Genomic DNA, 19,662 nt, shown 5'->3' with positions numbered 1-19,662 from the left:
TCACTCTGCCGGATAGAATAAAAAGCGGGCGATCTTCCACGAACCGTCCGTCTGCTTTTTCAGGACCCAGATATAGTTGCTGAACTCCTTTTCTTCGGCCACGCCCTCCTTTTTGGGTTTCCAGACGGCCTTGAACTCTCCCCTAAGTTCGGCCCAGTCCTTCGCAACAGTGACGGACCGCACCCGGAAGGAACAGTCCGTTACATTGTAATTGTCCAGGTGGTGCGTAAGTAGTTCGCGAACCTTCTTCGGCCCGACGTAGACCACGTCTTTTCCGGCCCCTGCCACGAGTGCGTCTTCCGCATAAAAAGACATCCCCTTCTCTATATTTCCGGATGTCAGGGCAGGCGCCCATTGTTCGGCCATTCGGAGAATCTTCTCATGTTCGGCCATGGGGGCCTGCTCCGGCGTGCCTTCCACGACTACCTCCCCTCGGGAGGTAAACGAGATGCCCTGTTGGGATTTGGTCCCGATCATGATGGACTCCAGGATGGGTGGGTTAACCGGTCCGTCCGATCGCCAGGCGACCATAAAAAAGGCCCCTGACCCTCCGGTCTTGTCCGATTCCGGAACCACGTAGCGAATGGAGGAGCCAGGGGGGACGTGAACTGACCCTTCCTGGTGTTTTTTAAGCAGATTGCCCTTGGAGTCAAAATAATCAGCCGATAGGACCGCAATCGGCTTTTTTGGGTCCACATTCCGGATGCTGAGGGTGACCGCAAGATAGACAGGGCTTTCCCGATCTCCCTGGTAGATGTGGGAATACACCGGAACATATACGGTCTGGCCCGTACTGAGGACCCCATTGGCGCGTGCATCGGCTGCCTGAATAAAAAGAAGCCCCGAGACGATCAGGATCCACAGCCACACATTCAGATTGTTCCTCGTTTTTTCCATTGCTTGCCTCCCTGTTTTCCGGACCACGTAGTCGGGTCTGGGCATTATCGTGGAGATTTCAGGATGCCAAAGATTAAATCCCCGTGTCTGCTCACCGCGGAAAAGACCGGAGACCCCGTTCAATGGAGCAGCATCTTGGAGAGCTGATCCAGATCCTTTGCAGGACCCAGGGCAATGAGGGTATTTCCGGCCTCGATTACCGTCTCTGACGAGGGGTTGAAAATCATCTCGCCCCCCTTTTTGCGGATGGCCACGATGATCACGTTCATTTCCTTCCGAATGCCCGAATTGAGCAGGCTTGTACCATTCAGCCTGGACCGTTCCCCTACCAGGAGTTCTTCGAGCTTCAGTTCAATATTCTTTTCATGCATGGTGAAATCGATAAAATCCATCACCACGGGTCTCAGAATGGTCTGGACCATCCTCATGCCGCCGATAAGATACGGAAGGACTACCTTATTGGCCCCCGCTCTCATCAACTTCTTCTCTGTTGCGCCATCATCGGCCCGGGACAAGATGAACAGATTCGGGTTGAGGCCCCGGGCCGTCATGGTGATAAAGAGATTGTCCGCATCGGAAAGTACAACGGTGATCAGTCCTTTGGCCCTCTCTATCCCCGCTTCGATGAGGATGTCATCACTGGTGGCATCACCGATAATATAAGGGATATCCTGCTCCTCCAAAATTTCTTTCGAGTCCAGGGATTGGTCAATTACCACCAAAGGAACCCTTTGGCTTTTCAGGCCCTGGGCAATAATCTTCCCGATACGCCCGAATCCGCAAACGATATAATGATTTTTGATGGACCGAAGTTCTTTTCCCAATTTTCTCCTCCCCAGGATGGTTCGCACCTGTGTCTCCACCATGATCTGGGCAACCATGCCGAGACTGTAGGCCATGATGCCCATACCCATGAAGATGATGCAGATGGTGAAGACCCGGCCTGGACTTGAAACAACGTTCACCTCTCCAAAACCCACAGTGGTGATGGTGATGATGGTCATGTACAGGGCATCGAGAACCGGCCAGCCCTCCAGGAGAACATATCCCATGGTGCCGACCAGGAGAATCAGCACAAGCAGCATGGCCCCGCGAAGGGCATGCCCCAGTGCTTTTGACTGGCGCGAGGATTTTCGTTGCCGGTTCATCGTCATGGTTGCAGGAATCAGGTCTCGGCGCCGCCCTCCCGCAGGAAGCGCCGGTGATGTTCTTTCTCCGTAAGGCAGGTCTTGAGCTGCCGAACCGGAAGATTTGATAGCATTTCTTGATGGTTGAGGCGAAACAATATGTTTATAGCACAGGATGTGATCTGTACACCACCAGAAAGCTGAGTTTCCCCCTTTGGTAGGTGCCCTCCAGTTTCGGCAGCGCTGCTGATTATTCAGAATATAACGCGCGTTCAAAAAGGAGCGGGGGGGGGGGTGCCTATCATAGCGAAAACGCGAAAGTCTTCCTTGACTCGGTCCCTGCAATCGGGCATTCTCTCCATTCTGAGATGGGGGGTGGAAAAACAGGGGCCGGCCTCATGCGATCGGCCGGGCTTTGTAATGTCGGAGGGGCATCTGGTTATGAGTCTGGATTTAAAAGAAGAGACGTATAAAGCCATTGCCCCTGTGGGCGATCCTTCACTGGCCCGTCACCCGGCCTATATCCTCATACTCGTGGCCATTATCCTCATCGTTTTTGAGGCCATCCTTTCCACGGTCCCCGATCTGGCGCCATCCTGCGGCCGGATCTTCAAGGTCATCTCGTTTGGGGCGTTCTCTGCCTTCACCCTGGAGTATGCGGTGAGGCTGTGGGCCTCCCCTGCGGGATCCCATAAGAACCCGTTCAGGGCTCTTTGCGATTATGCCTTTTCTTTTCTCGGTCTGGTGGATTTTGCCGTGATTTTTCCCTACTGGCTCAGCTTTTTCTTTGGCGTTCCCCATGGGTGGATCATGATGGCCTCCTTTCTCTCCCTGATCAAGCTGGCCCGTTTTGTGCCCGGGCTTGGCATTTTCATCTCGGTGTTTCGCAACGAAGGCCATTCCCTGCTGACCGCCTTGATTGTCCTGGTGGTGCTTCTCATCCTCGCATCGGGATTGATATATGCGCTGGAATACCCATATCAGCCATTGGTCTTCAGCTCTGTCCCTCACACCCTTTGGTGGGCCATCGTGACCATTGCGAGCGTGGGTTATGGGGATATGATCCCCATCACGCCGATGGCGCGACTCCTGTCCGGTTTTCTGATGCTTTTAGGCATTGCGGTCTTTGCAGTCCCTGCCGGGATACTTGCCACGGGCTTTGCCAAGGAATTACGGAAACGGGATTTTCTCGTGACATGGAAAACGGTCTCCCGCTTGCCGCTTTTCTCCGGCCTCGATGCGAACGCCATTGGCGATATCTCGCGACTCCTTACCTCACAGATCATCCCCGCCGATACGGTCATTGTCCGCAAGGGGGATGCTGCACAGGCCATGTTCTTTATCCTGGAGGGAGACGTGGAGGTGGAAATCAGTCCCAGACCGGTGCGGCTTACGGCAGGCCAGTATTTCGGCGAGATCGCCTTGTTGAAGGACGTGGAACGGACCGCCACCGTCATCTCCATCACCGAGGTCCATCTCCTTGTCCTGGGCGTAAAGGATTTCAGGCGGCTCATCGAGGAAAACCCGCAAATTAGAGAAAACATCACCCGGGTGGCCGAGTCCCGCCTCGCCGCCTACTCTTAGGCACCTGGTGTCCCGCAACTTACGACATGTTGCAAGAAACGAAGAGCGCCAGGTTTTCCCGCCGGCTCGCGGGACTGACAACTGTTACGCGCCCAACGGGTTCGGTGCCTTGACTGCCCCAAAGGCCCCATTTTTTCCGAGCGCGGTCAAGGAAAAAGCGTCGTGCCGTATTTGCTGGTTTTTTGACATAAAACGCAAGAAAACCGCTGGTACGTCGATTAATCGAGTGGTAAAACTGGAAACCGGAGCGACCCCTTTGGCCAGGGACATTTTTCCCCCGGGTCCCAGACTGCCTGTTCCCAAGGAATACAAAGGAGAATCTTCAATGGCATATAAAGAGATTTTGAAAAACGGCGTGAAGACATTCGAAGATTTGGAGAAATGGCTCATTGGACGGAAGGCGAAAGTGGATCCCCGGCTCAGGGATGTCATTGCCAAATACCCTATGAGGGTGAATACGTATTACCTCAGTCTCATTCAAAAGATGAATGACGGCATCTGGAAACAGGCAATTCCCGATGTGGAGGAACTCGTGCACTATATGGATTTGTCGGAAGATCCTCTGGACGAGGAAGGAGATATCCCATTGGGTGGTCCAAGAACCATTATCCACAGATATCCTGACAGGGTGCTGTTGTTTGTTTCGAACGAATGTTCAATGTATTGCAGATTCTGCACCAGAAAACGAAAAGTCGGCGACGACCGTAAGAATCCCTCATTAGAGGAAATCAATAAGGGGATCGCATACATTGCGTCTCACGAGGAGATTAGAGACGTATTGATCTCCGGTGGGGACCCATTCCTGATCTCAACCCGGAGACTTGATGAAATCATCGGAAAGCTAAGGGAAATCAAACACCTTGATTTGTTCAGAATCGGCACGAGAGTTCCTTGCGTATGGCCGCAGAAAATCGTTGAAGATACGGAATTGATTGATATGCTGAAAAAACATACACCTCGGTCGCTGAAAGACCCCCAGTTTTACATCAACACCCATTTCAATCATCCTAATGAAATAACCGATCAGAGTTATCAAGCCATTAAAATTTTAAAGGATCTGGGCATTCCAATCGCGAACCAAAGCGTGTTGCTCAAGGGGGTCAATGATGATACGGATGTCATGAGAGACCTGGTGCATGGCCTCGGTAGAATGGGCGTAAGACCCTACTATCTATATTACGCCGATCTTGTTGAGGGAACAGGTCATTTCAGAACGGAAATCTACAAAGGAAAAGAAATCTGCAGAGATCTCTGCGGAGCCACCACAGGTTTCCTTCGGCCTACCTATGTTGTGGATGCGCAAGGTGGAAGAGGCAAGATTCCGGTAGATCTCGGATATTCGGACGGAATCAGTGAAAATAGAAAAGGAGGTGTTGTTACTTCGGCCATTGGATTGGGAAAAGTCTATGTAAACGATCCGATCGAAAGGATCGAAGGAAAACCGGCAAGACACAATCCGAATAGGAAATGAATGGGTAAAGACATGGGGACTGCAAGGATATCCGAAGCGGCGAGGGTCTTAACCCTGAAAAGTCCCCGGTCTGCAATACCCTCTGAAAATAGGTGCGATCCGTTGCAGAGACCGTCCCCGAATACGGCAGGGCGCTGCATTGCAGGTTCCCCTCCAGGTCGATCACCCCGAAGTTGAGATAGTGGCTGAACTCGGAGAGCAGTGAGGCCATGAATGCCGAGCATTCCTCCCACTGGCCGTTGCGTGCCGCCTGCCGTTCGGCGATCATGCTTAGCAGGTGGTGCGTTTCGGTGATTAGATTTTTCTGATTCAGGGAGGCCTGCCGGGCGAGCTGGAGGGCCTCCTGCCGGGCTTCGAGGCCTGCGAGCCGCCGTTGCTCCAGACCGCCGCACAGCACAAGGCCCAGGGCCGGAAGCACCGAAATAACGACAATGAGAATGATGCGAAATCGCAACGTAGCATACCATTCGGTCATAAGTCACCGGTCATTGAGAATGAAGAATTGAAAAGTGAACAAAGGCTGTTCCCCCTGTTCCGCACCCCGGCATCTTGCGAACTGCGGCATCTTTTGCCAACCTCAGGGCGACCGTTGACCTCACCGACTGCGTCTCGTGGACCTGTTTGCGGCTGAAGGCCAGGAACTGCCGCGTCAGGTTCCCGACCCTGTTCCCTGCATCGCGAATATGCGTCAAGCGATGCGGGGATAATCCGCCCGGAGATCTTCCAGCGCCATCTCCCCATAGCCCGGGATCACGGACAGGAGATTGTTGAAGTCGTGGGCCACGCCGCGTGCCAGTCTTCCCGCCGCCTCCGGTTTCCGGGCCTACGGAGCGCCTCTTAACAGAGGGTGGTGCGCATATCCGCTGCGATTTTTGCGACTGCGCCGTTGAAACATTTTTGGAGTTCCGGAGTGAGCTCCTCCCCATAGGGGATTTCCCTGCCGATTTCGATGCCGTAGGTCAGGATGACTCGGGGGATGTTCAGGCCCAGAGTCTTCCCCAGAGAAAGGAGGCCCTCCAGGTCCGGGCCGTGAGAAGAGGAGAGATGAAGACCCTGTCCGGTGGGACGAAAACGGCTTACGGCCCCGAGCGGGAACTCTCCGGTGGTCATGGCATCCACGAGGCACAGGCTGTCGTAATCCACAATGAGTTCGAGGATGTCCATCCCCACCATCGGCGTCATATGCACCGCAGCGCCGGGAAAGGATCTCCCCAGTGCCCTCGCCGCATGGAGGCCTACCCCGTCATCGGAGAGAAGGGGATTCCCCATGCCGATGATGATCAGACCTTCCCAGGTCTCATTCACGCCCAAGGGTCCGGATGATCTCTCCGGAAGGGTCTCTCAGGTTCACCACAAAGGGGATCCTTCCGGGAAGGGAGTGCGTCGCGCAGGCCAGGCAGGGGTCATAGGCGCGGAAGGCCATCTCCACCCTGTTGAGGAACCCCTCCTTCACCTCCGGCCCCCGAACAAAGGCCTTAGCCGCCTTCTTGACGGAGAGGCAGATGGGGCCTGCGTTGTTCTGGGTTGCCACAATGAGGTTGACCCGTGTCAGGATGCCCCGTTCATCTGTCTCATAATGGTGGAAAAGGGTCCCTCGGGGGGCCTCCACGCAGCCTACGCCTGTGCGTACCAGCTTGAGGTCCATGTTTCGGAGGTCCCTGCTTGTCAGCAGGGGATCCCTCACGATGTCCCGGTTACGCTCTGCGGCCTGAAGCGCGCAGATGAGCCTTGCCCAGTGCATGGCCAGGGTATGGGGTGCAGGTCTCCCTCCGAGGGTATCGAAAAAGAACTCGTACTCCTTTTGAGCGAGGGGGGTCGCCATGCCGCCCGCTACATTAAGTCTGGCCAGAGGGGCCACCCGGTACAGGGAAGTCTCCTCCCCTTCCACCAGTCCCTTCCAGCCCAATTGCCTCAGAAAGCAGAACTTGACCGTGGTCCACGGCTCCACCCATTCCGCGATATGCGCCAGATAGTCCCTAGGATGAAACCGCACAAACTCCTTTCCATCGGGCGCGACGACCTTGACGGTCCCGTCGTAGAAGGTCACGCAATCGTTTCCATCCACAAGGGCCATGGAATAGGCCTTGAGGGCATAGGCCTCGCTGAGGATGAGGTCCTTCAAGGCCTTTTGCCCAAGGACCTCCTTTTTGAACAGATCGAGGGCAAAAAGGGCCAAGGCCACCGAGTCATCGGCCGTGGCGATGAGGCCTTTTCGATCCTCCTCGGCAATCCCCCGCGGCACGCCCCCGGGGAGCCCGCCCTCAGGATGGGGGGCCTTGCCGAAGAGGAGCCGGATGATGTCGCGGTTCCGCTTCCGGATGTCAATGACCTTCAATCCGATCTCTTTTCCCACCTTCCCGATCACCCCGAGGATGTTTCGCTCCGATGGGTCGGCGTCCGGTCCCAGGATGAAGTCAGGGGCGGCGAGGAAGAAGAAATGGATGAAATGGTCTTCAATAAAAAATGCATTGAATTCCAGTTCACGCAGGAGCCTTGCGGTGGGAGTGGGCTCGACGCTGTAGAGGGCGTCCAGTGCCTTTGTCGCAGCCATGTGATGGGCCGAGGGGCAGACCCCGCAGATATTGGGGGCGATCCGCGTCATCTCTTCCGCAGGCCTTCCCACGCAAAACCTCTCGAAGCCCCTCAGCTCAACAACCTGCCAGAAGGCGTCCCGGACTTCCCCCTGATCGTCCAGAAAAATCTCGATCCTTCCGTGTCCCTCGATCCTTGTTACGGGATTGATAGTGATCCTCTGGGTCATGGGATCTCCTTTGTTGGTTTGCTCAAGCGTCTCACCCCCAGGGTGGATATGGGGTGGGTAAACCGGTAGAGATACCCCACCGGGTCGCCGATGGAGGCCATGACAGTATCGGGATCCCCTGCGGTCCCGACCTTGAGGAGCGCGGCGAGGGATGAGATAAACCGGGAGCCTGGATCGGCGACGCCGGGAACAGGTCCGAAGCAGCCCCGACAGGGGGTATTGGTGCGGATGCAGGTCTCGCCGCACCCGGTCCGGGTGGCAGGGCCCATGCACAGGATCCCCTCTGCCAGGAAGCAGATCTCCGGGTCTGCCTCCACCTCATGGATGCGCCGGATGGGCCCGTGGATTTCCAATCGCATCGGCTTGGTCTTGTTCCTGGGGCAGGTTTCACAGAGGGCTTTACGCGGGGCGAGGGTGGACCCCTTTGGCGGCAGATCATCTGTCAGGACGGCCCGGACCCCGTTCCGGATGAGCTCCGAAGGGGGCGGGCATCCCGGAATGTAAAAATCCACATCAACAACCTGATTCAGGGCGTAGACATGATCGAAGAACGCGGGGAGGTGGAGGATCTCTCCTTCCCACAGGGTCTCAACCTGCGGGATCCGCCCATCCGGATTGACCACACCGGGGGACTTCAAATAGACCGCATCGAGGATCTCCTCTCTGGGAAAGAGATTGGCAAGGCCTGGGGTTCCCCCGAAGCAGGCGCAGGTTCCAAGCGCAATGACGATTCTGCATCGGTCCCTCAAGAGATGCGCCACCTCCTCATGTTCGGAGTTCCTCACATGGCCGCTCACAAGTCCCACCGCGATGTCGTCTTTCCCGAAGGCCGCCAGATGATCATACTTGAAGTCCATGGCCACGGGCCAGAGTTCAATGGAAACGGCCTCGGCCACATCCAGCAGGCCCTCGTTCAGATCGACAATGGCCTCATCGCAGCCTCCGCAGGCCCCGAGCCAGCAGATGGCAACCTTTGGTTTTTCTCCCATTCCGACCTCCTGCCCCTACAGCAAGGTCCTGTTCACGGGACCCAGCGCTGAGAGAGATTCCTTCATTCGGGCGATGCGCTCCCGGATCTTTCGGCCTTCCGGATCCAGGGAAAACTCAATTCTCACCCTTTCTTTTTCGATGCCGTGTGCCTGGAGAACATCTCTCAAGAGATACAGCATCTTGAGGGTTCGGAAGTTTCCTTCCTGGAAGTGGCAATGCCCTTCCTCGCAGGCAAGGATCAGGATTCCGTCCGCCCCCTCCTTGAACGCCTTGAGCAGGTGAAGTGCATCCAGCCTCCCGCTGCACTCCACAGGAGTGAGGAAGGCCGCCTCCTCTCTCAGGGCATTCAGATCCATGAGATACCCCCAGCCGAACTTGCACGAAAAACATACGAGTTTCGGGTCGTAGCCCATCGGGTCGCTCCTTGCGCTGGTCACGATAGCCGGCCGTAGGTTGTTTGCAGCATCCCCTCCAGGGGATCGTCTTTAAGTTCCCTGGCATCCGAAGGACAGGCCGACACACACATCCCGCAGGACTTGCACTTGAAAGGGTCTGTAATGGAGATGCGTCCCATCTCCACGTCCTTGAGCTGGATGGCGCTGTAGAAACAGGCCGACACGCAGATGCCGCACCCGCAGCAACGATCCGTCAGGACCTCCACCGGGTTAAGGAACTCCCTGAGCCCGATGGACACGCAGGCCTTGCAGGCAATGCAGGGACCGCAGGCAAGACAGCGATGGGCCTCCTCGATGGCCTCCTTCAGGGTGAACCCCCGCTCGAATAGCTGGAAGTGCATCCGTTTTTCAGGGGGAATCCAGACGACCTCGGGCTCGGACAAGTAATGCCGCCTCAGGGGGATGTCCTGGACCTCGAAAAGGCGCTTTCTTCCCTCGGTCATATCACGATCCTGAAGATGACGTTCGATGGATTCAGCGGCCGTCAGTCCATCCTGCATGGCCTCCACCATGAATCCGATCTTGAGGAGGTCGCCTCCCACAAAGACCCAGTCCTTGTTCCGGCTCTGTAGGGTCAAGGGGTCCACGGCCAGCCTTCCGTGTTCGTCCACGAGGCCTTCGCGCTGAAGGGCCGTCCAATCCGGGCCCTGACCCACCGTGACGATGAGGACATCCCCATCCAAGACCATCGTGTCCTCCGGATCGAACTTTGGGTCGAAGCCCTTTTCGTCGTAGACCCGAAGACACTTAGGGCATTCGATCCGCTTCATGCGCTCTCCCTCGCCGATGATTCGCTGAACGCCTCTCGAATAGACAATCCGGATCCCCTCCTCCCAGGCCCCTCGGATCTCCTCCACGTCCGCAGGGATGCCGTTGTGGGAGGTCTTGTCCTCGCATTCGAGGGCCACAACCGTGGTCTCCCCACCCAGTCTTCGGGCCGTTCTTGCCACGTCAAAGGCCACGTTTCCGCCACCGATCACCAGGATCTTTTTGCCCTTGAAATAATCGGGGCGGATGTTGCCGTGACTGACCTCATACAGAAAGGTATGGCCGTACATGACGCCCGAAAGGTCTTGGCCTTCCACCTGTTCCCCCCCAAAGGTCAGGGTCCGGGGGGTGGGAGTCCCCTGCGCAATGAAGACGGCCTTGAATCCCTCGTTTTGCAGCCTGTCCAGGGTCCACTTCCCCTGACCGATCCGCGTGTTGTATTTGACGTCCATGCCGACCATCCGTACCAGGCCCTCCAGCGTGGACATCAGCACCCGTTCCGGCAGCCTGTAGCGGGGGATGAGCCAGAGGGCCCCCCCAAGGCGATCCGATGCCTCGAAGATGGTCACGCGGTATCCGCGCCTGCTGAGCTCATAGCCGGCCATGAGCCCTGCCGGGCCTCCGCCCACGATAGCCACATTCTCCTTGTGCTTGATCAGGCTCCATTCGTCCCGCGTCTCGAGATAAGGTATATACGTGTCGGAGATGAAGCGTTTGAGAAGCCTTCTCTTGATGGCGCCGCCCTTGGCGTGGTAGTTGCATTCCAGTTCACAGAGGCCGCAGACATAGCCGCAAACCGCAAAGAAGGGGTTCTTTTCGTAGAGATAGTCTCCGATCTGGAGAATGCCCGGAGCAGCCTTCGCAGGGTCCTTGGGGAGGAGGGAAATCAGGACGTTGGTCCGCTGGATGTCTTCGTTGATGGGACATTGCTCCTGGCAGGGGGGGAGGTACTGCTTGACTGCCGGTTCCACCGCTGACGCGCCTTTGCTCACGGTGTTCCACATAATCCCTTCTCCTTAAGTTTGAACCAAGGGCGGGTCTTTTGAGCGAGCTCCCCTGAAAAGGGTGACCTGGAATAACATCACGATTAGATTCCGAGCCCGCCCGTGAAGCCATGTCTGTTTGTGCTGTTACCGGGGGCTCCCTGTGCGGAATGATTTGGGTTTTGGATCGTCAGGGTCATTGACCGGGAATGGTATATCAGGGGTTCTCCGGTTGTCAAGACGGATTATCGAGCGGGCACTTGGTCTCCTGACCTTCGCCGGACACTTTTTCCGGTTGCCCAAGCTTTCCGTGCAGGTCTCGTATCCTTCGGCTCAGCGCCTTGCAGATGTTGAGGCCGATGGGGGGGGTGTTCGCGTGCGATGCGGCCAAAGTCGCGCTTGGTCAGGATCATGAAACGGGCCTTGGTTTTGGTTTTTACAGTTGCCGACCGGGGCGCGTCATCGATTAACGCCATCTCCCCAAAGTAGTCCCCGGCGGTCATGACAGCAATCTCGCTGCACTTTTCCAGACCTTCCCCCTTGATCACAGAGACGTCTCCCTCAAAAATGAGATACAGGGTATCCCCTGGTTCGCCCTCACGGATCACGACCTCCTCTGCTCCGTATGATACCACCTTGCACATGATCCCGATAGCGGCAAGTTCACCCACAGAGAGTCCCTGGAAGATGCCGACTTTTTTGAGATGGAGCATCCGTAGACCCGGATCGATTTCATCGGTTGGTCGGTTGGCTTGACGCCTCTTTCAGGATTTGAGGCATGCAGACACCTGAGCGCGCTCTTGCTGACCCACGGATTTTCAGAGGCCGCAAGGGCTGTAAGGGCTTTTGGATCCATCCCTTCACACCCTTTTTGCCGCCAAAGACAGGGCCAACTGACTGGTCACCCAGTCGCCTTTTGCCATGAGATGGGCCATCAAGGATGGCTTTTCTCTGAATTCCGGGAACGCGAAGGTCTTTCTACCGGCTTTCAGTTTTTCTGCCAGCCGCAGGTCCTCCACGACCGGTATCAGGATCGTCGTGAGGGCCCTGTCCGCCACATGGGTCAAGGCCTCGATGCCATTGGATCGCTGCCGCGCGTCAGAGGAAGAAAGGCCTCTCCATATGACCCGGATTCGGCCCGAGGTGTCCTGAATGGAAAGGACGCGAAGGACGTTTTCGATTCTGGTCTTTCCCTCCTGGATCAAGTGATCCATGAGCAGGTCCCGCTCCGGGCTCTCAAGAAGCGCCTTCAGGGCCTCTTTTTCGAGGAGGCAGGAATAGGCCTTTTTGAGCTGTGTCCGGGCGAACCGGTAGACATCAAGGGCCTTGATATCGAGCGTTTCAAGGACGCGGAAAAGCCCCTCTCTCACCTTACGGCTGGGGATATTGAGGGATTTCACCAGGACCGCGGGGTTTTGATAGGCGCTGGCTTGGATCATTTCCATGGCCCTTGCGCCGATTTCCGGGACAGGGTCTCCCATAAGGCCGATAACCCTGCGAAGGTCCTCGTCACCCTGGATCTCGAAGGCCTCGAGTGCCCCCATCCGGATCGTCTCCGATGAATGGGAGAGATAGGGAGATACGATGCTGTTGAGCCGGGCGTTTTTCAACTGGCGAAGCGCCCGAAAGAGGGCGCAGAGGGTCCTCTGATCCGCTTCTGCACCGAGCCTCTCCCGAAGGGTATCTGCAAACGCTTCATTCCCGGACTCACCGGCCGCGATCACGCCGGCCCACCTTTCCTCGGGCATGTTCGAATAAAGAAACGATCGAATGATCTCTTGGTACCGGTTGGGGGCCTCGTCATAGAGGCCGGCCAGGGCATAGCCCCTTGCTTCCGGCTCTTGAACGGTGTTGAAGAGCTCGTTGTAGAAGTCCCGGCTGACTTGAGGGGGGAACCGGCGGGCCGCCTTTGCCATGGCCACCATCAGATAGGGCCTGCCGGGATCTGCCAGTTCCCTGAAGATGGGGATGGCCGCGCTCCCTGCCCGATCCGACAGGAGGTCCAAGAGACCAATCCGGATCTGGTCGTCCTCCCGCTTCAGCACGGTCAGGAGGACATTGTCAACATCAGGTATATCCTGGTTTCTCAGGAGCGCGCCGTACCACAGGGCGTCTTTTCCCCGGGAGGATAGAAACAGGTCGCGCAACCGTGCCTGCATTCTTTTGTCTTTGAAGACCTGAACGATTTCCTTTTGCTCCAGGGACTTCAGGTCGAGTAGTTTCCGGGAGATGAGGTTCAGAAGGATGTTGGGATACTGCTGTTTAAGGATGACGTCATAGGCCAGCCATATCCCCATACAGAAAAGCGCAATGATGGAAAGATACCTGGGATGAAACACGCCCCCCAGGAGCAAAATCAGCCCGGATCCCACCAGGGTACCGATCCGGACCACGGTTCCGCGAAGGAAGGGCCTGACCACGGCCCGTTGGGAGGAGTGAAACAGCCCCATCAACACGGCCATGGCCGGGGCGTTGATGGTAGTCCGAAGGACATTGGTGGATATCCGGGCATACATGGCCGAATAGATGTCAAATCGGAAGAGGAGGGCCAGAAAGGCGATGACGTAGTTGAAGGGGTGGATCATGAGGGCAACGGGAAGGCCCCATCTGCCATAGAGCCTCCCAACAAAAAGAAGGAGCACCAGGCTGATGATGTTGAGGAACCCCCTGAATACCGCAAAGAAGTGGATCATTCCGACTTCGGTGGCGAAGCTTGCATTCACGGCGAAATTGAACTGGTAATTGATGATGGTAATCACGATGTTGGCCATGAGGGACAGGGCGATGAGGACCCGAACCAGGGTGGATTCTTTCACCAAGGGGAGGATCTTCTTGAACTCTTGAATCATGTTGCTGCGGCTGGCCGCCTTTCCGTTTTTCACGGCCGCCGGGTCCTGCACCAGCAACGTGGGATAGAGGTGTCCCATGAGACGGGCCACGGCCGCTCCTATCAAGGAGATGGCCAAATAGGCCAGGAGCAGGTTGTCCATGCGAACAAGTCGGGCCAGGGGCGACGTGGCAAAGCTTCCCAAGATGGCGCCGATCACCCCTCCTGCGGTCAAGAGCGGAAAGAGCCGCTTGGATTGACGGGTGGTCAAGAGATCATTGGCCATGTTCCAGAAGACCACGGCCAGGAGGACCTCAAGCTGGGACTTCAAGAGGAACAGAACCGGATAGATGATGTCGTGGCCCAGGGGGATCGTAAACCTGAGTGCCCCCACCAGTCCCCCGCTCCCCACCAGCATATACGACAGGAGCCGGCTGTCCGGCATACGGGCCATGGCGCCGGTGAGCATCCCCATGACAAAAAAGGTGACCGCCGCATTGATCATGTACATGACAGGGAGATACTGAACTCCGTAGCGTTTGAGAAAGGCCGTCTCCGCGGTGTTGGTGAAAAGAATATTCCCCACGTGGATGATGAAGAGGAGGAAGGCCGCCCAAAGAAAAAGCGCCGCCTCATCTTCGTAGACATTCAGCCATTTCCAAAGGAGTCTGAACATTGCCCTGTTTTTACCCCGATGTTGCAGGCATTCCGCGCACGCATTCAGAACACGCCCTGTTCTCTCTGCCTACCGAACGGCGGAAATGATCTCTGGTCTCTTCATGCGATAGGCGTTGATATGCATTTAAAGTTCCTCAGCCTTCAACGACGCTGGCTTTTGAGTTGCATGCGCGGAAAAAATGAGCAGAGAAAATCATATGACTTTCTCTGCTCGACCCCCCATACCTTTGGGTGCAACTCAATCACGTCTTGATTTCAATCTTCTTCGCCGTGCTCTTGGCCGTCTTTTTGAGTTTAATGGTCAGGAAGTCGTCTTTGTAGACGGCTTCCACCTTATCATTACTGAAACAGGTAGAGATGGCCTGTACCCGATCAGTTGGGTGCCCCCGAAACCGGGTGCACGACAATGCCGGGCATGGAGATGGAAATAGACGTTTCCAAAGGTTCCGGGCTCTTGATTAGGGACTGAAGAATCAGAGCTGCCGTTTTTTGGCCTCATGGTCACCAAAATCGATTGTATTCCTCGGCAGATCTCTATAACTATTATGAATGAAATGATATTTTATTGATAACAATCGATAAATAATGTTATAGGATGCTTATAAGAAATGCAACAAGAGTTCTGGCATAATCATTTAGATTAACCATTTTTTAGGGGAAAATGGCCGGCAAACGGCCGCAGGAAATCCTTTCAACAAGCAGGGATCGGTTGCTCGCAGTAGCATCGGAGCATTTAAGAAACATGAAAGGAGAAAGCGATATGACGAAGAAGCAACTTGGCAAAATCCTGGTCGGGCTGGATGGGTCGGATCGCGCGATGGCAGTTGTCAAATATCTCGGCAACATCCCGTCATTCAAAAGATGTGAACTCGTGCTTCTGAACGTCTTCGATGAAGTGCCTCAGGCATATCGGGAATTGGGTTGGGAGCAGCAATATCGGTCCAGACTCGGCGAAATCGTTGCATGGGAAATACAACAAAAGCGCGAACTTGAAAAGCAAATGAATACTGCCAAACAACTCCTGGTTGACAAGGGGTTTTCAGAAAAGGCGGTGACGTTAAAAATCAAAAAAAGAGAAAAGGGAATCGCCCGGGACATTCTTAATGTATCTACGAGGGGGTATGACGCTGTTGCCGTGGGTCGCAGGGGGATGGGCCAGTTGAAGGAAACGGTGCTTGGGAGCGTTTCCATGAAACTCATGGAAAAACTTCATAGCACACCCTTGATGCTGGTAGGGAAGGAGGCCGCCCCCGGGAAGACCATCGTGGGATTTGACGGCTCTGAAAATGCGATGCGGGTTGTTCGTTTTGTCGCCATCGCACTTCGGGAAAGCCAATTTCACGTGAAATTGCTGCACGTGGTCAGAAGTAACGAAGAAGCCCTGGAGAAAGTTGTACAAAAGGAGATGGAACAGCAATTCGAGGCGGCAAAAGCGGTCTTCGCTGAATATGGATTTCCAATAGAAAACGTAGAGACGGAAATTTTATTCGGAGAGGAAAGCCGGTCCGGCGCTCTCGTTCGAGAAGCGAGATCCGGAAACTACGGCACCATCGCAATGGGGCGTAGAGGCTTATCGAAGGTGGAAGAATTTTTCATTGGACGCGTGACGAACAAGGTGGCGTACCAGGCCAAAGGTTTGACTTTATGGATCGTCAACTGAAATACGGAAATCATTCAGCGAGCGACAATTCAGGGGTGGTTGAGTGGGGGGCAACCATCCTGAAGGTTGCATCCTTAAGTGACGCAAAGGAGTACCAGGCATGAAAGATGAAGAATACTCCAGCTTGTCTGAATACGACAAGGATCCCTATATTCGATTGCTCAACAATGTGATCCGTTGGGGTGTAAAAGTTTTGGCCTTACTGATGTTGCTTATCATCTTGTGGGCCATATTTGACGTGGTATGGGTTTTTGTCAAGAGGCTGAGAGATCCTCCGTTTCTTGTATTGAAAGTGCCTGATATCTTACATTTATTTGGCGCCATTTTGGTTGTATTGATCGCAATAGAGATATTCTTGAACATCACCCTCTATCTCAGGGAAGACGTGATTCATGTAAGGCTGGTCGTAGCGACGGCACTTATGGCGATTGCCCGTAAGGTGATTGTCTTTGACTATAAGGAACTGAGTCCGAATTACATCTACGCATCAGGGGCTGTAATTCTCTCATTGGGCGTCACGTACTGGCTGCTGAGGAAAAGGGACACACAAGAAAACCTAAAAGAGGGGGCCTCAAAATGATCGTAAGAAATTGGATGCGCAAACCCATATCGATTGCTCATGACGCTACGCTTCTCGAAGCCGCAAAACGGATGAAGGTAAACGGCAGCAATTGGCTGCCTGTGGTCAATGGGCATAATCTGGTTGGAACCATTTCTGTTAACGACCTCAAACAGGCGATTGTTTCCGAGGCCCCTTCCCTTAAAATTCATGATATGCTCAGCGTGATTCCTGAAATTAAAGTGAGTGCGCGGATGGACCATAACCCGGAAAAGGTGCTGGAAGATCGCACGATAGAGGAAGCGGCTGATATCCTACTGGACAAGGCAATCGGCGGAGTGTCCGTTGTAGATGGTGAAGGAAGGCTCAAGGGTATTATTGAAAGGCAGGACATCCTGAGAGTGCTGATTTCGTTGAGCGGACTGCGCGAAAAAGGTCTTCAGGTGGCACTTAAACTCGTCAACCGTCCCGGATCAGTCGCCGAAGTAGAGGAAATCGTCCGTGGTTATGGGTGCAGGATCCTTGGCATGATGAGCACGTTCAAGGAGGTGGAACGTTTTCGTCATGTCTATTTGCGTTTGTGCAAATGCGACCGTACAAAACTTTCAGAGATGACAAAAGATCTTCAGAAATTGGGAAAACTGCTGTATGTGGCGGACTTGGGCGAGAACAAAACGGATTTCTACGGGGAATATGAACCGCCCATGACGGAAAGGCACATCGGATGAATGAAACCGCCTGCAACGCCATGGGAAAGAACCAGTTCCCCCATCTCCCCAACAGGATTGCCGGACTCGGAGATCTGGCTGAGAACTTGTGGTGGAGCTGGCACCCGTCGGCGAGGATGCTTTTTAAAAGCCTTGATCGACGGACCTGGAAAGAAAGCGGTCATAATCCTGATAAGGTGCTGAAGCAGATTCCCATTGAATTGCTCGAATCGGCAGCGACAAATACCGATTTCATAAGGGACTATGATCTGGTCATGGACCGGTTTCGAGAAGAGCTGGGGCGGAGGGAATGTGACTTGCTGAGGGACGTCTATCTTCCGGACGACCGGTCGATTGCATATTTTTCCGCCGAGTACGGGCTTCATCACTCTCTGCCCTTTTATGCCGGAGGTTTAGGCTTTCTGGCAGGAGATTTTCTAAAGGAGTGCAGCGATCTCAGTATTCCTCTCATCGCCGTCGGTTTCATGTATCTGCAGGGATACTTCCGTCAGAAGATCCGTGAAGACGGATGGCAGGAGAGCCACGTCGAGCATTTTGACAGGGAAGCCGCTTCCATCTCCAGAGTTTTTCAACCGAACGGTCAGGAACTGGTTGTCACGGTTCCGCTGATCGATCCTCCCATATTTGTCAAGGTTTGGAAAATCGAAGTAGGCCGTATTCCTCTCTATCTTCTGGATACGGATCATGAACTCAATGACCCATGGAACCGCATCATATCAAGCCACCTTTATGTGGGAGACGTGGAACAGCGGCTGAGGCAGGAAATCGTTCTCGGCATCGGCGGATCCGAAGTGCTTGAGAGCCTCGGGATCAGGCACTCTGTGCTCCATCTGAATGAAGGCCATCCCGCCTTTGCCATTCTGGAGCGGATCAGAGATCGTGTGAATGCAGGCGCGGACTTTGACCGAGCGGCGAGGGACATCCGGGATACAACCATATTTACCACCCATACCCCTGTCCCGGCCGGACATGATGTTTTTCCTTTTCACCTGATTGAAAAGTATTTCGGATCTTACTGGCCCGACCTGGGCTTGGACCGGGACAGTTTTTTGAGCCTCGGGCTTCATCCTGAAGAACCTGGGGCCGGTTTCAATATGACGGCATTGTCGCTGAGGATGTCCGGTTATCGCAATGCCGTCAGCAGAAAGCATTTGGAAGTGGCACGTAAAATGTGGAGGAATCTTTGGCCGAGTATGCCGGAGGATGCAATACCGATTGAATATGTGACGAATGGTGTTCACGTCCCGACATGGATCGAGCCAAAGATGGAGCTGCTTTTCAATAAATACCTGGGAACGGATTGGCTGCTGAAGCATGAAGATGCCAGATGCTGGCATGCTGTTTTGGATATCCCGGATGACGAACTATGGAAAACGCATTGTTGGTTGAAGATGAAATTGTTCAATGTTATTCGTGAACGTTCACGCGGTCGATGGGCTGAGGATAAAGGAAATCCTTCTATTATCTTGACAGGCGGAACCATGCTGACCCCTTCGGTTCTGACGGTCGGCTTTGCTCGCCGATTTGCAGCATACAAGCGATCGGACTTGATCTTTTATGATTACGAGCGACTGAAAAGGCTTGTAAGTGACCCATGGAAGCCCGTCCAATTCGTTTTTGCCGGCAAGGCGCACCCAGCCGACGATCAAGGCAAACGGATTCTTCAAAGAGTATATAATGCGGCAAGGGATCCTGAACTGGGCGGGCGCATCGCTTTTTTGGAGGATTACGGAGAGCAATTTGCCCAGTATATGGTACATGGCGTAGATGTCTGGTTAAATAATCCGATTCCGCCGATGGAGGCCTGCGGCACCAGCGGAATGAAGGCCGCCCTGAACGGGGTGCCAAACTTAAGCATTATGGATGGCTGGTGGGCGGAGGGTTTTAATGGCAAGAACGGATGGTCTTTTGGAGAGGATACCCCTTCCGAAGACCGCGACAAGAAGGATGCGGAAGCTGTCTATGAAATACTTGAAAGGCAAGTCGTCCCAATGTTTTACGATACTTCCGAGGACGGCATCCCCCATAATTGGGTCAAGATCATGAAGGAATCGATAACCAGCACTTTTCCGAAGTTTTCCTCGCGCAGAATGGCAAGAGATTATGTTGGCCATCTATATGGCAACGCCCTAAAAACTGCGCTATTTTTTTGAAAAACAGGTCGCCCCGATCCG

17 protein-coding genes are annotated in these 19,662 nt (G+C 54.6%); 6 read left to right on the top strand and 11 right to left on the bottom strand.

What is annotated here, in order from left to right; genetic code table 11:
• Both K9N21_00575 and K9N21_00570 read right to left on the bottom strand, forming a co-directional pair.
• The gene (locus K9N21_00575) at nt 1-897 is read right to left on the bottom strand and encodes a DUF3124 domain-containing protein (GenBank protein MCF8142391.1); all 897 of its coding nucleotides are present in this window, start codon (nt 895-897) and stop codon (nt 1-3) included.
• Between the two features lie 119 nt (nt 898-1,016).
• Nucleotides 1,017-2,051 carry a potassium channel protein gene (locus K9N21_00570; GenBank protein ID MCF8142390.1) on the bottom strand — a complete coding sequence of 345 codons (1,035 nt, stop codon included), beginning with the start codon at nt 2,049-2,051 and terminating at the stop codon, nt 1,017-1,019.
• A 414-nt stretch (nt 2,052-2,465) separates the two neighbouring features.
• Between K9N21_00570 and K9N21_00565 the strand changes: the two genes are divergently transcribed.
• A complete protein-coding gene (locus K9N21_00565) occupies nt 2,466-3,608 on the top strand; it encodes a cyclic nucleotide-binding domain-containing protein (protein ID MCF8142389.1) in 1,143 nt (380 codons plus the stop codon).
• Nucleotides 3,609-3,692: 84 nt separating this feature from the next.
• On the opposite strand, the gene K9N21_00560 is transcribed toward K9N21_00565, so the two are convergent.
• The gene (locus K9N21_00560; GenBank protein MCF8142388.1) at nt 3,693-4,040 is read right to left on the bottom strand and encodes a hypothetical protein; all 348 of its coding nucleotides are present in this window, start codon (nt 4,038-4,040) and stop codon (nt 3,693-3,695) included.
• On the opposite strand from K9N21_00560, the gene K9N21_00555 reads away from it, so the two are divergent.
• Complete coding sequence (locus tag K9N21_00555; protein MCF8142387.1) at nt 3,934-5,079, top strand: KamA family radical SAM protein; 1,146 nt, start codon at nt 3,934-3,936, stop codon at nt 5,077-5,079. The two genes, K9N21_00560 and K9N21_00555, sit on opposite strands and share 107 nt — an antisense overlap.
• Here the strand turns inward: K9N21_00555 and K9N21_00550 are convergent.
• From K9N21_00550 to K9N21_00515, 8 genes are all read right to left on the bottom strand, one after another.
• Nucleotides 4,985-5,554, bottom strand: a complete 570-nt coding sequence (locus tag K9N21_00550) for a hypothetical protein (protein MCF8142386.1) — start codon at nt 5,552-5,554, stop codon at nt 4,985-4,987. The two genes, K9N21_00555 and K9N21_00550, sit on opposite strands and share 95 nt — an antisense overlap.
• Before the next feature lie 362 nt (nt 5,555-5,916).
• Entirely contained in the window at nt 5,917-6,384 is a 468-nt protein-coding gene (locus K9N21_00545) for a hydrogenase maturation protease (GenBank protein ID MCF8142385.1), read from the bottom strand.
• Nucleotides 6,377-7,840, bottom strand: coding sequence for a Ni/Fe hydrogenase subunit alpha (locus K9N21_00540; protein MCF8142384.1), 1,464 nt, complete (start codon nt 7,838-7,840; stop codon nt 6,377-6,379). Before K9N21_00540 ends, K9N21_00545 begins: the two co-directional genes overlap by 8 nt.
• A complete protein-coding gene (locus K9N21_00535; protein MCF8142383.1) occupies nt 7,837-8,829 on the bottom strand; it encodes an oxidoreductase in 993 nt (330 codons plus the stop codon). Before K9N21_00535 ends, K9N21_00540 begins: the two co-directional genes overlap by 4 nt.
• A gap of 15 nt (nt 8,830-8,844) precedes the next feature.
• Nucleotides 8,845-9,243, bottom strand: coding sequence for a hydrogenase iron-sulfur subunit (locus tag K9N21_00530; protein MCF8142382.1), 399 nt, complete (start codon nt 9,241-9,243; stop codon nt 8,845-8,847).
• A 20-nt stretch (nt 9,244-9,263) separates the two neighbouring features.
• Nucleotides 9,264-11,057, bottom strand: a complete 1,794-nt coding sequence (locus tag K9N21_00525) for an FAD-dependent oxidoreductase (GenBank protein ID MCF8142381.1) — start codon at nt 11,055-11,057, stop codon at nt 9,264-9,266.
• 224 nt (nt 11,058-11,281) lie between these two features.
• Nucleotides 11,282-11,749 carry a cyclic nucleotide-binding domain-containing protein gene (locus K9N21_00520; protein MCF8142380.1) on the bottom strand — a complete coding sequence of 156 codons (468 nt, stop codon included), beginning with the start codon at nt 11,747-11,749 and terminating at the stop codon, nt 11,282-11,284.
• A gap of 147 nt (nt 11,750-11,896) precedes the next feature.
• A complete protein-coding gene (locus tag K9N21_00515; GenBank protein MCF8142379.1) occupies nt 11,897-14,539 on the bottom strand; it encodes a cyclic nucleotide-binding protein in 2,643 nt (880 codons plus the stop codon).
• 762 nt (nt 14,540-15,301) lie between these two features.
• Between K9N21_00515 and K9N21_00510 the strand changes: the two genes are divergently transcribed.
• From K9N21_00510 to glgP, 4 genes are all read left to right on the top strand, one after another.
• On the top strand, nt 15,302-16,201 hold the full coding sequence (locus tag K9N21_00510; GenBank protein MCF8142378.1) for a universal stress protein: 900 nt from the start codon (nt 15,302-15,304) through the stop codon (nt 16,199-16,201).
• Nucleotides 16,202-16,301: 100 nt separating this feature from the next.
• Complete coding sequence (locus K9N21_00505; GenBank protein MCF8142377.1) at nt 16,302-16,781, top strand: phosphate-starvation-inducible PsiE family protein; 480 nt, start codon at nt 16,302-16,304, stop codon at nt 16,779-16,781.
• A complete protein-coding gene (locus tag K9N21_00500) occupies nt 16,778-17,488 on the top strand; it encodes a CBS domain-containing protein (GenBank protein ID MCF8142376.1) in 711 nt (236 codons plus the stop codon). The genes K9N21_00505 and K9N21_00500 overlap by 4 nt, the downstream gene beginning before the upstream one ends.
• A gap of 20 nt (nt 17,489-17,508) precedes the next feature.
• Nucleotides 17,509-19,641: an alpha-glucan family phosphorylase gene (glgP, locus tag K9N21_00495; GenBank protein MCF8142375.1), complete on the top strand. Its 2,133-nt coding sequence runs from the start codon at nt 17,509-17,511 to the stop codon at nt 19,639-19,641.
• The last annotated feature ends 21 nt before the right edge of the window (nt 19,642-19,662 follow it).

This window comes from Deltaproteobacteria bacterium, from assembly GCA_021737785.1.
Classification (GTDB): domain Bacteria; phylum Desulfobacterota; class DSM-4660; order Desulfatiglandales; family Desulfatiglandaceae; genus AUK324.
Note: the sequence above shows the minus strand (reverse complement) of the source record. Positions and strands in the feature narration are given on the sequence as shown.